Here is a 13,894-nt window from a genome sequence, read left to right as displayed (position 1 = left end):
GTCATCCTCTCAGACCAGCTAGAGATCGTCGCCTTGGTAGGCCTTTACCCCACCAACTAGCTAATCTCACTTGGGCTTATCTTATGGCTAGTGGCTAAAAAGTCCCACTACTTTAATCTCTCGATATTACGCGGTATTAGCCACAGTTTCCCGTGGTTATCCCCCTCCATAAGCCAAATTCCCAAGCCTTACTCACCCGTCCGCCACTCGTCAGCAAAAGAAACAAGTTTCTTTCCCGTTACCGTTCGACTTGCATGTGTTAAGCCTGCCGCCAGCGTTCAATCTGAGCCATGATCAAACTCTTCAGTTTAATCCTTCCACTCAATACTGACTTCAAATAAATTGGTCAGCACTGGTGTGTTAAATCTAAAATTTTCAATATTTTCAAACTCAAGCACACGAGTGCCCACACAGATTGTCTGATTTAGTTTTTAAAGAACATCTTGCTAAAAGCAAGGCTGACTATTCTAGTCAATTCGCCAAAAGCTGTCAATCATATTTTTATTGATTGTTTTATTTAATCTTAAGATAATCTTATCTATCGGTTAAACTTCACAGCATTGCGTTGCGGAGGCGTATTATAGGGATCTTTTTCTTTCGTGCAAGGAATTTTTTATTCAAAAAAACTGAATGATTATTTATTAACCTTAAACAGATTCAAAGTAATAATCTAATTTATTGATCTAATTGGATAAGTTGAGAAAATCCCCATTCTTTCAATATTCTTACAAACTGCCCTTGTGTAGAAAAATTTTGTGTACAAAATGCTAAATTGCTCAACACAGGCTCTTTATCCATTTCTGTTTGATAATCCGCTAACAAAAACTCAATGCGTTTTGCAATAGCTTGTCCAGAGTCAACAAAATGCTTAACCTGAGGTAAACAAATCTGAATTTCCTCTTTTAATAAAGGGAAATGGGTGCAACCCAAAACCACTGTATCTAAATCCACTTGCTCAAGCCAAGTTAATAATTCATTACGCAAAGCAATAAGATCTACTGAGTGCCCATGCAATTTTTGTTCTGCTAATTGCACTAATTGGGTAGAACCAATTTTTTCCACTTTACAATCTTTTGCATACTGCCAAATAAGTTCAGCAACATAAGCACGATTTATCGTGCCTTTTGTCGCTAATAATCCAATATGTTTCGTTTTACTTATTATTGCCGCGGGTTTTATCGCAGGTACAGTGCCAACAATGGGGCAACAAAAGGCTTGACGCAATGCTGGCAACACGACTGTACTTGCCGTATTACAAGCAATCACAATTAAATCAAGGGGATAGCGCTGATGAATTTGCTGACAAATCATTAAAACACGGGTTACAATATCTTCCTCAGCGCGTTCTGAATAAGGGAAGAAAGCATTATCAAAGCAATATAAATAATGATAATCTGGCAATAATGCCCGTGTTTCACGATAAACACTTAAACCACCAACACCAGAATCAAAAAATAAAATCGTAGGTTTCATTAACTTTTACCTAACCTCATTACGCATTGGTATAAATTTCTCGTTGTCCTAACCAACGTTGAATAATATTCTCGGCAAGCTGTGGCGATGTTTGCATAATCTGTTTGGCATAATATTGTACACTCGGGATCATTTTTCGATCACGAACTAAATTTGCTACTTTAAATTCCGCCATCCCAGTTTGTTTCGTCCCTAAAACTTCGCCCGCTCCTCTAATTTGCAAATCTTTTTCCGCAATCACAAAACCATCTTGGCTATCTCGCATAACTTGCAATCGTTGACGGGAAATTTTTCCTAACGGTGCTTTATACATTAGCACACAATAGGACGCCGTTGATCCTCGTCCCACTCGCCCTCGTAGCTGATGTAGCTGAGATAAACCTAAACGTTCTGCATTTTCAATAATCATTACACTGGCATTAGGAACATCAACGCCCACTTCAATGACCGTCGTCGCCACCAACAAATCCAATTTTGCCTGTTTAAATTCAGCCATAATTGCTTGTTTTTCTTGCGGTTTCATTCTCCCATGCACAAGCCCAATCTTTAATTGTGGCAAGCATTTGCGTAAATCTTCGGCTGTGGCTTCCGCGGCTTGTGCTTCTAACACTTCTGATTCATCAATCAAGGTGCAAACCCAATAGGCTTGGCGTTTTTCTTCAGCACAAGCATGATAAACACGCCGTACAATTTCATCTCGCCGATCATCCGCCATCACCACCGTCGTAATAGGGGTACGCCCTGGCGGTAATTGATCAATAATAGAGGTATCTAAATCCGCATAAACCGTCATGGCTAATGTACGAGGAATAGGCGTTGCGGTCATAATTAATTGATGAGGATAGACCCCTTGTTTTTCCCCTTTTTCTCGCAACATTAAACGCTGATGTACACCAAAACGATGCTGTTCATCAACAATAACCAACGCAAGATCAGCAAATTGCACTTGCTCTTGAAATAAAGCATGTGTGCCAATAATAATATCAATTTGCCCATCGGCTAACTGGCTTAATTGTGTTTGTCTTGCTTTCCCCTTTACCTTACCTGCTAACCAGCCTACTTTTATCCCTAAAGGCTCAAACCAAGCCATAAAATTTTGCGTATGTTGCTCCGCTAAGATTTCTGTGGGTGCCATCAATGCCACTTGCTTACCATTATCAATGGCAATCAATGCAGCTAAAGCAGCAACTAAGGTTTTTCCTGAGCCTACATCACCTTGAACTAAACGCATCATCGGCACAGGTTTGGCTAAATCCTGTTGAATATCCCTGCTCACATTGCCTTGTGCCTGCGTAGGTTGGAAAGGCAAATTTGCTAAAAATCTTGCCACTAAATCTGTTTTCATCACCAGCGGATGAGCAAAATTTTGTTGAATTTTAGACCGCACTTTTTGCATCGCAAGGTTATAAGCGAGCAACTCCTCAAAAATCAGGCGTAATTGTGCGGGGTGTTGTGCTTGTTCTAATAATTGAGGGCTAACGTCAGGGGTTGGACGATGCAAAAATTGAATGGCTTGTTTTAAGCTATAATGATGTGGATTAAATTGTTCAGGTAAAATCTCTGGTATTTGAATTTTATCTAATAATTTTAGGGCTTGATCTGTTAATTTACGCAATGTGGCTTGCTTTAAGCCTTCAGTGGTTGAATAAATCGGCGTTAGGGTTTCCTCTAATTGTAAAGGGGAATGATTTTTAATCACTTGGTATTCAGGGTGGTGCATTTCTGCCATAAATCGACCACGTTTCACTTCGCCAAACGCCTTTACTCGCTCTCCCACCCGCAAACTATTTTTCATGGCAACATTAAAGTTAAAAAAGCGTAAAGCCAATTTTGATGTACCATCTGATAAAGTCACCATTAAGATTGGACGGCGACCAGTTTGCACTTCGCACGTCTGCACCACCCCTTCTATGGTCGCATACTGTTCTGGACGTAGATCAATAATGGGGGTAATTCTGGTACGATCTTCATAACGTAACGGAAAATGAAGTAATAAATCCTGTACATTATTAATGCCTATACGCCCTAATTTCTCCGCAATGGCTGCCCCTACGCCCGATAGAGCCGTAAGAGGAACCGCATCAAGTAATTGAGTCGCCATCGTTATTCATTTTTATTACGCACAATATTCACCACCCCTGATACCGTACGAATCTTGCGTATCACATTTTCAAGATGATGACGATCCTGCGTGGTTAAGACTAAGGTAACTTGGTATAAACGCCCATCACGTTCTTCTGTAGAAATAGAATGAATATTACTTCCAGCCTCCGTAATTGCTGTGGTTAAATTAGCAAATGTACCTTGCTGATTAATAATATCCACCCACAACTCCGTTTCAAATTCAATTTTATTTTCGCTTTGCTCCCATTCAACGCTCATATATTGTTCAGGGTTCTCTTGGCGATCTTTTAAATTTGAACAACATTCGTGATGTACAACCAAACCTTTCCCTGGGCTAACATAAGCAACAATAGGATCACCGGGAATAGGATGACAACATTTTGCAAAGGTAGTTAATAAACTTTCCGCCCCTTTTATCACTAAATGTTGCTGATGATTATGCAAGTCGCCATCGGTATCAATTTCTATGGCTTCGCCCAATAATTTCACCGCAACCACCGCACTCATTTGATTGCCTAAGCCAATTTCAGCCAATAAATCATCAAAACTTTCTAACTTTAATTCTTGCAATACCGCTTGAATACGCAATTCTTCAAGTTGTTCTAATTTTACAGGTGCTAAGGCGTGTACTAACTGACGCTTGCCTAACAAAATAGACTCATCTCGGCGTAAATTTTTCAAGGTTTGACGAATGTTGGCCCTCGCCTTCGCAGTTACCACAAAATTTAACCAGCCTGCATTTGGACGTGCTGCAGGCGCAGTAATAATATCCACCGTTTGCCCTGATTGTAAGGCTTGAGCTAAAGGATAAGGTTCACGATCCACCCTTGCCCCCACACAAGTATTACCAATGCCAGTATGTACCGCATAGGCAAAATCCACGGGCGTTGCGCCAGCAGGCAACTCCACAATCCGTCCTTTCGGGGTAAACACATAAATCTCATCAGGAAATAAATCTGATTTTACATTCTCAATAAATTCAAAAGAATTGCCCGCACTTTGTTGTAACTCAATAATGCTTTGTAGCCAACGTTGTGCCTTAATTTGTACCGTTGTGGAATCATTTTTACCATTTTGCTTATAAGCCCAATGCGCCGCTACCCCCATTTCCGCCATTTGATCCATTTCTTCCGTACGGATCTGTACTTCCACAGGCACACCATGAGGCCCAATCATTGAGGTATGTAACGACTGATAACCATTTGCCTTAGGCACCGCAATATAATCTTTCACTTTGCCGGGACGAGGTTTATATAGGCTATGCATTTGCCCCAAAACACGATAGCAAGTATCTAAATCTGCCACCACCGCACGAAAGGCATAAATATCCATAATGGAATGAAAACGTTGCTCTTTAAGCCGCATTTTCTGATAAATAGAATAAAGGTGTTTTTCCCGTCCAAATACTCTGGCCTTGATCCCCACATCATCTAAACGCCCTTTAATTTCTTGGGAAATGCGTTGAATCATTTCCTTACGATTACCCCGTGCCACTTGAATGACTTTCTGTAACACCGAATAACGTTGTGGATACATTGCTTCAAAGCCAAGATCTTCTAATTCATTTTTAATATGCTCAATACCAAGACGATGCGCCAAAGGGCTATAAATTTCAAGGGTTTCTTTAGCAATACGCCGCCGCTTATCTGGTCGCAGTGCCCCCAAGGTACGCATATTATGGGTTCTATCCGCTAACTTAATCAGCACAACACGAATATCCCGTGTCATTGCCAAAATCATTTTACGAAAATTTTCCGCCTCTGCTTCTTTACGAGTACGGAATTTTAATTTATCAAGTTTTGACACGCCCTCCACAATTTCCGCCACACTTTTACCAAATTCAGCGGTTAATTGTTGTTCCGTATAAGGCGTATCCTCAATCACATCGTGCAATAATGCCGCCATCACCGCTTCGTGATCCAGCTTCATTTCAGCAATAATGGAAGCCACCGCCACAGGGTGAGTAATATAAGGCTCGCCACTAGAACGATATTGCCCCTCGTGGGCATCTCGAGCAATCACAAATGCACGCTTTACTAATTCAATTTGCTCCGCTGGCAAATAACCTTGAATAATGGTATTTAAACTTTCAAAAAGATACATATTTTGACCGCTCTTCGCCCACAATAATTAAAATCAATTACACATTCTCCGTTGTCAGCAACGACACTGCATAATCTTCACTTTCTTTGCGTTCTTCTTCCACTTCCGCTTCTTGGGAATCCATAATTTCATTATTGATTAACCCTTTTTCAATTTCACGCAACGCAATCACAGTCGGCTTATCATTCTCTTCAGGTACTAAAGGTTCACGCACATGTAATTGCAACTGTCTTGCACGACGTGCTGCGGTTAAAATTAAATCAAAACGGTTACCAATTTTCTCAACCGCATCTTGAACTGTTACTCGAGCCATAATTTACTCCAATTTCTCTAAACATAAAGGGCATATATCATACTAAAGTGCGGTCTATTTTGCTAGCAATTCAGCAATTAATCCTTGCTGACTGACTTTCTGCACTTGGGTTTTCAAACGTTCTGCCGCCAAAATATGACAAATATCCTGCAAGGCTTGAGAAAATTCATCATTAATGATCACATAATCATATTCATCATAATGACACATTTCACTCTGGGCTTTTTCCATACGTTGAGCAATCACCTCTGCCGAATCCTGCCCACGTCCAATCAAACGCTGTTCCAACGCCGCCAAAGATGGCGGTAAAATAAAAATACTTTTTACATTGGGCATCTTTTCCCGAATCTGGCGCGCGCCCTGCCAATCAATATCCAAAAACACATCGATCCCCTGTGCCAAAGACTGCTCAATCATCGGCAATGAAGTACCATAATAATGCCCACCAAACACCTTGGCATATTCCAAAAATACCCCTTGTTCAATAAGACGCTCAAATTCCCCTTGTTCCACAAAATAATAATGCACACCCTCCTGCTCCCCCGGTCTTGGTTGGCGTGTCGTATGAGAAACGGAAACTTTCATCTTATCGGAATCCGCCAATAACGCATTAATCAATGAAGATTTTCCTGCCCCACTAGGTGCAGAAAGAATATAAAGATTACCTTGTTGCATAAAATTCTCTTCTCCTAAATTCAAACCCGCTTATTATGCCAAAATTCCACAAAAAGTGCGGTCATTTTTCACGATATTTCTGTTAAAATAACGCCCAATAATAGCCAATGAGAGAAAATTAATGAAAGTTTTAGGTATCGAAACCTCTTGCGATGAAACAGGCGTTGCCATTTATGATGAACAACAAGGACTCATCGCCAACCAACTTTATAGCCAAATTGAGTTACACGCTGATTATGGCGGAGTTGTCCCCGAATTAGCCTCAAGGGATCATATTCGCAAAACCCTCCCCCTTATTCAAGCCGCCTTACAACAGGCAAACCTCACCGCCAAAGATATTCAAGGCATCGCCTATACCTCAGGACCTGGCTTAGTAGGTGCATTGCTCGTTGGGGCGACTATTGCGCGATCTTTAGCTTATGCTTGGCAAGTCCCAGCATTGGGTGTACACCACATGGAAGGGCATCTCCTCGCACCAATGCTAGAAGAAAACCCACCTCGCTTTCCTTTCATTGCCCTATTGGTATCAGGCGGGCATACCCAATTAGTCCAAGTAGAAGGCGTCGGCAATTACCAACTCTTAGGCGAATCCATTGATGACGCCGCTGGCGAGGCCTTTGACAAAACCGCCAAATTATTAGGTTTAGATTATCCCGGTGGCGCAGCCTTATCTCGCCTCGCTCAACAAGGCAATCCTCATCGCTTTCTTTTTCCTCGCCCAATGACCGATCGCCCAGGGCTGGATTTCAGCTTTTCAGGATTAAAAACCTTTGCTGCCAACACCATTCATCAAGCCATACAACAAGAAGGACAACTTACTGCACAAACCAAAGCCGATATTGCTTATGCTTTCCAACTGGCGGTAGTAGAAACTCTTGCCATCAAATGTCGCCGAGCTTTACAACAGACAGGCTTAAAACGCCTCGTGATCGCAGGAGGGGTAAGCGCCAACCAACAGCTACGCCAACAACTTGCCCAATTAATGCACCAATTAGGCGGCGAAGTTTTCTACCCACAACCACAATTCTGCACCGACAACGGTGCAATGATTGCCTACGCAGGCTTCTTACGCCTAAAATATGGTGAACAACAAGATCTTGCTATTCAAGTCAAACCACGTTGGAATATGACGGAATTAGCGCCTATTAATTAAAAAAGTGCGGTAAAAATTACCGCACTTTTTCATTTCATTCTCTCCCAATAAAAAATTTCTTATTTTCCCTTAAATCTCCCCCATAACTTATCTTCTTGTCCTCGCCATAGGCGTTGAATGTTATCGTGGTGGCGGTAAATGAGTAGGCAACAGACGAGGGCGACAGGAAAGGTAAATTCGGGTTTTACCCACCAAACAATGAAAGGAATGATTAATGCGGTAATGACGGCACTTAATGAAGAATAGCCACTAATGAGAAAAGTGATGAGCCAACAAGCTAGCATCGCACCTGCCACTGACCAATCAATGGGGGCAATTGCCCCAAAGGCAGTAGCAACGCCTTTTCCCCCTTTAAATTTGAAAAAAATTGGAAAAATATGCCCTAAACAGGCGCCTAATGCCACCATACCTAATTCAAATTGGCTTAAGCCTAAATAATATCCTAACCAGACAGGTAACATACCTTTTAACATATCACAGAATAATACGGCGAGCGCTGACCATTTTCCGCCAATACGTAGGACATTGGTTGCTCCGGGATTTTGCGAGCCTTGGGTACGAGGATCGGGCAATTTTGCTAGGCGACAGAATAAGATAGCCGTTGAAATTGAGCCTAATAAATAGGCACATAACATATAAAAGATTGCAAATAGGCTCATTTCTTTTTCTCCTGTCAAAATTTTGTTCGTGTATCGTCGCTAAAATTGGTAGCATACGCCTCACAACATTTTTATCGTTGTTCAATTTAAAATAAGACGAAGCGTGTGAACACGGCATTATTTTAAAGTGGGACGGTTATAATATCATGATTTCTATGAGGTATATCAATGCAAGATCGTATTTTTATTGAGGGATTAACCCTATTTGCTCAAATTGGGATTTATGATTGGGAACAACAAATAAAACAAGCCTTAATTTTTGATCTTGAAATGGCGTGGGATAGTCGTCAGGCGGGAAAAAGCGATGATGTGAAGGATTGTTTAAATTATGCGGAAGTAAGCCAATTTATTATTGATTATGTTGAGAGCAAACCTTTTTTATTGCTTGAACGTGTTGCTAATGAAGTGGCTGAACAGTTACAACAACAATTTGATATTTCTTGGCTACGCTTAAAATTGAGTAAGCCCAAAGCTGTGGCACAAGCCCGCAATGTGGGGATTATTATTGAGCGTGGCAAATTATAGCCCTTTCAATGCTAATAATTCATTAAGTTGGGTAATTTCTAAATTGGGCAATAATCTTGTTTGAGTATGTTGAATTAATGGCGTATTTTCATTATTCAGCCACACCGCTTGACAACCTGCTTGGATTGCCCCTTGTACATCAGTGAACAGATTATCGCCAATATGTAGGAGCTGTTGTGGGGCAATATTAAAATGCTCACAGGCTTGATAAAATAAATCTTGATGCGGTTTTGCTCGTCCATGTTCGCCGCCGCGTAAAACCAAACGGAACTGGGGTAATCCGATCTTGGCGGGCTCTACGTTACCATTGGTTAATGCCACAATGGCGTATTTCTCTGCCAGTTGATTTAATACCTCAATGCTTTGCTCAGGTAATGAAATTTGATGTCGCCACAGTACAAATTGGTGCAAACTATCGGCAATAATTTTTTCAATTTCCACCGCACTTTGTTGATGAGCCTGCAATAATTGGCGTAAGGTTTCTCGCCGCCATTGCACCACATCTTCACATAATAAGGGATTTTGTTGTTCTACTCTGTGTTTCCAATCTTGCCAATAGGCTAAATTGATGTGTGTGATACCGCTACGTTGAGCAAGATAATCCACAAAAGCCTGCTCTGCCTGTGTGATAACAGGGCGATTATCATATAAGGTATCATCAAGATCAAAACTGATGATTTGAAATTTGCTTAAACCTCGATAAAAACGCATCATTTTCTCCTTATTTCTTTTTTGCCCTTGGGTGCGCAGAATCATACACTTCAGCCAAATGCTGAAAATTTAAATGAGTATAAATCTGGGTTGTGGACAAATTGGCATGCCCTAATAATTCTTGTACCGCACGTAGATCTGAGCTTGCCTCTAGCATATGGGTGGCAAAAGAATGGCGTAATTTATGGGGATTTAAGTGGCTGTTTAATCCCTGTTTTATTCCCCATTTTTCTAAACGTTTTTGAATACTACGGTGCGAAATTCGCTTGCCCACTTGGCTCACAAATAAGGCATTATCCTGTGGGTTAAATAAAGGGCGTACTTTTAACCATTTCTGGAGGGCATCACTGGCATAGCGTCCAAAAGGCAAAATTCGTTCCTTATTACCTTTTCCGATAACCCTCACTTCACGCACTCTGGTATTAATATTTTGTAGGTCTAAGCCTTGTAATTCCGATAAACGCAAACCTGAACTATACATCAATTCCATCATGGCTTGATCACGCAGGTCAATAGGCTCTTTACTTTGGTTATTGAGTAATTGTTGTACCTGTTCGGCATCAAGGTTTTTGGGTAAATGTTTCGCTTGCTTAGGGGCAGAAATCCCCAGGGCAGGATTGACCTTTAATTGCTGTTGCTGGACTAAATACTGTAAAAATTGACGTAGTGCCGATAAACGCAAAGCTAAACTTTTCGGCTTTAGCCCCGCTTGGTAGCTTTGTGTTAACACAAAACGCACGACACTTGGCGTAACCTGTTGCCAATGTTCAATGCCCTGCTGTTGTAATAACGTAACAATCCAAGCAAGCTGACGTTGATAATTTGCCAAAGTATGAGGACTTACCTGACGCTCAATTCTTAAATAATCCCAGTATTTTTGTAACCATTGTTGCATAAATATCACGCCCGATTATTTTTGATAATCCGCCAACCAACGGCGTAAATGGGCTTCTACCATTTCACTCAATTTTTGTAAAAAGAAAGTATCTTGCTTAAGATGAAAATGGTTTTCGTCATGGGAACTAAACAATAACACCGCACTGGTTTGATTTAGCCCTTGCCCCAATAAACAATAGGCAACAGAGCCTACTGGCAACTCTTCTGGTAAAAAAATTAAGGTTTTTTCTTTATGCGTAAGCTGGCCTAGATAAAAACGGCGTAAGCCTAAACGTTCAAGCCTAATTATTTCAAAGGCTTTACGATCTAACCAAAATTGTTCTGGTAAGTATTCAATAGGCAACCAGCTATCTCGTAATAACAAGATTTTAGCCTGTTGTAGCCCTAAAGTATCCGCCCAATTATTCAATACGCTTACCCCTTGCTCTAGGGTCTGGCTTTGGCTTAAGGTCTGTTGCAATGGCATTAAGCTGAAAAAAATATTGGCATTATATTCCGCTAATTGCGTTAACTCTGAGAGCCTTGCTTCTAACAAGGCAATTTGATCCCGTTGTCGTTGTAATTGCATTTCCACCAAGGATAATGTCCCTTTTTTATGATGAACAACGGATAATTCATCTAATAATGTTTGATGTCGCTGAAAAAAATCAGGATTATCACGTAAATATTGAACGGTAGCTAATTCAAGATCTTGTTGTGTCATCATACTATCCTTATTTCAACTTCCCACATTAAAGTGTTATCACACCATCATAAATATGCGTCGCTGTGCCAGTCATATATAAATGATGCCCTTCCCCTTGCCATTCAATGTGTAGCCGCCCACCGGGCAAATCCACCTGTACCTTATTATCAAGTAGGCCTTGCATTATCCCCACCGCCGCCGCGGCACAAGCTCCACTCCCACAGGCTTGCGTCTCCCCCGCACCTCGTTCATAGACACGCAATTTAATCTGTTGCCGATTTACCACCTGCATAAAGCCTACATTCACACGCTCAGGAAAACGCTCGTGTTTTTCTAATAATGCCCCTAATTGCTCTACTTTTGCCTTATAAATATCCTCAACTTGCACAACACAATGCGGATTGCCCATAGATACCGCACCGCATAACACCGTTTGAATATCGGTGCGAATAATATAATTTTTTTCAAAACGATTCGCCACAAACGGAATTTTGCTCGGCTCCCAAATTGGCTCGCCCATATCCACTCGTACAGTGTCGTCATCATTTAAGATCAACTGCATTTTGCCACTTTGCGTGCTGACCGCGATAGTTTTCTTATTGGTCAAACCTTTCAAATAAACAAAACGGGCAAAACACCTTGCCCCATTGCCACATTGTGCTACTTCACTGCCGTCCGCATTAAAAATACGATAATGAAAATCTAACTCAGGATCATAAGGCGGCTCAACCAACAATAACTGATCAAAACCAATCCCCCGATGACGATCCGCTAAACGCCGAATGGTTTCTTCCGCAAAATACACATTTTGCGTTACCCCATCAACCACCACAAAATCATTACCTAAACCATGCATTTTGGAAAATTGCATTTCCTATCCTTCTCACTATACAATAATCATTTTGCGGTTATTATAATAAGATAATGGACGAGAGTTAAAGCATTTTCATCAATCTCCGCAAACGCCAAAAACTTTCGCAAAACTGACCGCACTTTTTTACACTTAACCAAAAATCAGTAACGCATTATGGCAAAACTTTATTTTTATTATTCAACAATGAATGCAGGAAAATCCACAACCCTGCTCCAGTCGGACTATAACTATCGTGAGCGAGGTATGAATACCCTGCTTTACACCGCCGCCATTGACGACCGTTTTGGGGTAGGACAAATCACCTCAAGAATAGGCATTAGTCAGCAAGCAAGATTATTCCAAGCGGATACCAATTTATTTGACGAAATAAGCCAACATTTAAAGCAAGAAAACCTACATTGTATTTTAATTGACGAGGCACAATTTCTTACCAAACAGCAAGTATATCAACTCAGTGATGTGGTGGATAAATTGCATATTCCTGTACTTTGCTACGGTTTACGCACCGATTTTCAAGCAGAATTATTTGAAGGAAGCCGTTATTTACTCGCTTGGGCAGATCAATTAGAGGAGCTAAAAACCATTTGTTACTGCGGACGCAAAGCCAACTTTGTGCTACGCCTTAATGCCGAGGGAGAAGTAGTCAAAGACGGCGAACAAATCCAAATCGGTGGAAATGATCGTTATTTATCGGTTTGTCGTTGGCATTATAAGGAGAAAATAGAAAGTTAATTTTATAATAGAGTATAGATTATTACATAAAAAAGGATTATAATAGCAACAGTTGTATAACAATGTAAAAAAACTTAACTTAATCTATACAGTGGAGTTCCTAGCTATGAATAAAGCACAGTATCTTAAATTCGGTTTAACGCTTGCCACCGCCGTTGTCCTTGCCGCTTGCGGTAGTAGCGGGGGGGGGGATAACTCAGAAAGCCCTTCTGCCAATACGGGTTCAGGCTCTACACCGCCAGCGAGTACACCTTCAACATCAGGCACTTCTTCTGGTGGAAATGCAGGAACAGGCTCAAACCAAACTTCATCAAGCACAGCTCAATCCTCCACAAGTGGAGAAACTAGCAACAGCGGTTATGTGTCAGTAAAAAGTGATAATTCAGCAGTGTCTAACGTACAAGAGTTTAATGCTAATAGCTTAACCTCTATTACGGTTAATGGTACAAATATTCAGCTTTCTTCTTATCCGGGGATATATTCTGGTGGTTGGCTTTCTTTGAATGGTAACAATAATTGTTGTGGAAAGTTTGAGAGTGTGAAAGTAGGGTCATATAATGTTTCTAGCGCAGAAACTTACTTATACTATACAGGGGTGTTAACACCTGAAAATCAAATGCCAACTTCTGGTAAATCAATTTATAACGGTGATTCTGTTTATACTGTTAGAAATCGTGATAGTCTAGGTAGCAATGTAACCGAAACAGGTTCTGCACAGCTGACCGCTGATTTTGCAACCAAAAAATTATCTGGTACCTTAACACATGGAGCCACAACAATTAGTCTTGATGCCCAAATCGCACAAAACACTTTCCAAGGTACAGCAATCTCTAGTGGCGAACCCGGACAAGGCTCTGTTCAAGGTAACTTCTATGGTCCTAACGCAAAAGAATTAGGCGGTATCGCCAAAGGTGATAACTGGGCTGCTGGCTTTGCAGCGAGCAAATAAAATACGTAATTTGATACCATA

General features: G+C 41.0%; 14 protein-coding genes and 1 rRNA gene. 4 read left to right on the top strand and 11 right to left on the bottom strand.

What is annotated here, in order from left to right; translation table 11 throughout:
• The 6 genes from EV694_RS07960 to gmk all read right to left on the bottom strand — a co-directional run.
• Positions 1 to 310 (bottom strand): 16S ribosomal RNA (locus tag EV694_RS07960); the annotation flags it as partial.
• A gap of 365 nt (positions 311 to 675) precedes the next feature.
• Entirely contained in the window at positions 676 to 1,473 is a 798-nt protein-coding gene (gene murI, locus EV694_RS07955; RefSeq protein ID WP_132691288.1) for a glutamate racemase, read from the bottom strand.
• Positions 1,474 to 1,492: 19 nt separating this feature from the next.
• Positions 1,493 to 3,574: an ATP-dependent DNA helicase RecG gene (gene recG / locus EV694_RS07950; protein ID WP_132691286.1), complete on the bottom strand. Its 2,082-nt coding sequence runs from the start codon at positions 3,572 to 3,574 to the stop codon at positions 1,493 to 1,495.
• A gap of 2 nt (positions 3,575 to 3,576) precedes the next feature.
• The gene (gene spoT / locus EV694_RS07945) at positions 3,577 to 5,700 is read right to left on the bottom strand and encodes a bifunctional GTP diphosphokinase/guanosine-3',5'-bis pyrophosphate 3'-pyrophosphohydrolase (protein ID WP_132691284.1); all 2,124 of its coding nucleotides are present in this window, start codon (positions 5,698 to 5,700) and stop codon (positions 3,577 to 3,579) included.
• A gap of 37 nt (positions 5,701 to 5,737) precedes the next feature.
• Entirely contained in the window at positions 5,738 to 6,013 is a 276-nt protein-coding gene (rpoZ, locus tag EV694_RS07940; RefSeq protein WP_132691282.1) for a DNA-directed RNA polymerase subunit omega, read from the bottom strand.
• 54 nt (positions 6,014 to 6,067) lie between these two features.
• The gene (gmk, locus tag EV694_RS07935; RefSeq protein WP_132691280.1) at positions 6,068 to 6,688 is read right to left on the bottom strand and encodes a guanylate kinase; all 621 of its coding nucleotides are present in this window, start codon (positions 6,686 to 6,688) and stop codon (positions 6,068 to 6,070) included.
• A 121-nt stretch (positions 6,689 to 6,809) separates the two neighbouring features.
• Here gmk and tsaD point away from each other — a divergent pair, with 121 nt between their 5' ends.
• On the top strand, positions 6,810 to 7,841 hold the full coding sequence (gene tsaD, locus EV694_RS07930) for a tRNA (adenosine(37)-N6)-threonylcarbamoyltransferase complex transferase subunit TsaD (protein WP_132691278.1): 1,032 nt from the start codon (positions 6,810 to 6,812) through the stop codon (positions 7,839 to 7,841).
• 59 nt (positions 7,842 to 7,900) lie between these two features.
• Here the strand turns inward: tsaD and plsY are convergent, their stop codons facing one another.
• Positions 7,901 to 8,500 (bottom strand): glycerol-3-phosphate 1-O-acyltransferase PlsY, encoded by a 600-nt coding sequence (gene plsY, locus EV694_RS07925; RefSeq protein ID WP_132691276.1) that lies wholly within the window; start codon positions 8,498 to 8,500, stop codon positions 7,901 to 7,903.
• 168 nt (positions 8,501 to 8,668) lie between these two features.
• On the opposite strand from plsY, the gene folB reads away from it, so the two are divergent.
• Positions 8,669 to 9,025 carry a dihydroneopterin aldolase gene (folB, locus tag EV694_RS07920; RefSeq protein ID WP_132691274.1) on the top strand — a complete coding sequence of 119 codons (357 nt, stop codon included), beginning with the start codon at positions 8,669 to 8,671 and terminating at the stop codon, positions 9,023 to 9,025.
• Here the strand turns inward: folB and yigB are convergent.
• Genes yigB through dapF form a run of 4 tightly spaced genes read right to left on the bottom strand, consistent with a single transcriptional unit; the run spans position 9,020 to position 12,189 of the window.
• Positions 9,020 to 9,736 carry a 5-amino-6-(5-phospho-D-ribitylamino)uracil phosphatase YigB gene (gene yigB, locus EV694_RS07915; protein WP_132691272.1) on the bottom strand — a complete coding sequence of 239 codons (717 nt, stop codon included), beginning with the start codon at positions 9,734 to 9,736 and terminating at the stop codon, positions 9,020 to 9,022. The genes folB and yigB overlap by 6 nt on opposite strands.
• A 10-nt stretch (positions 9,737 to 9,746) precedes the next feature.
• Entirely contained in the window at positions 9,747 to 10,631 is an 885-nt protein-coding gene (gene xerC / locus EV694_RS07910; protein WP_132691270.1) for a tyrosine recombinase XerC, read from the bottom strand.
• Between the two features lie 15 nt (positions 10,632 to 10,646).
• Positions 10,647 to 11,336, bottom strand: a complete 690-nt coding sequence (locus EV694_RS07905; protein WP_132691308.1) for a DUF484 family protein — start codon at positions 11,334 to 11,336, stop codon at positions 10,647 to 10,649.
• 28 nt (positions 11,337 to 11,364) lie between these two features.
• On the bottom strand, positions 11,365 to 12,189 hold the full coding sequence (gene dapF / locus EV694_RS07900; RefSeq protein WP_132691268.1) for a diaminopimelate epimerase: 825 nt from the start codon (positions 12,187 to 12,189) through the stop codon (positions 11,365 to 11,367).
• A 156-nt stretch (positions 12,190 to 12,345) separates the two neighbouring features.
• Here dapF and EV694_RS07895 point away from each other — a divergent pair, with 156 nt between their 5' ends.
• Both EV694_RS07895 and EV694_RS07890 read left to right on the top strand, forming a co-directional pair.
• The gene (locus EV694_RS07895; RefSeq protein ID WP_132691266.1) at positions 12,346 to 12,924 is read left to right on the top strand and encodes a thymidine kinase; all 579 of its coding nucleotides are present in this window, start codon (positions 12,346 to 12,348) and stop codon (positions 12,922 to 12,924) included.
• A 106-nt stretch (positions 12,925 to 13,030) separates the two neighbouring features.
• Complete coding sequence (locus EV694_RS07890) at positions 13,031 to 13,873, top strand: Slam-dependent surface lipoprotein (RefSeq protein ID WP_132691264.1); 843 nt, start codon at positions 13,031 to 13,033, stop codon at positions 13,871 to 13,873.
• The last annotated feature ends 21 nt before the right edge of the window (positions 13,874 to 13,894 follow it).

The organism is Volucribacter psittacicida (assembly GCF_004339025.1).
GTDB lineage: Bacteria > Pseudomonadota > Gammaproteobacteria > Enterobacterales > Pasteurellaceae > Volucribacter > Volucribacter psittacicida.
The sequence above is the reverse complement of the archived record's forward strand: the minus strand, read 5'-3'. Positions and strand labels throughout refer to the sequence as shown.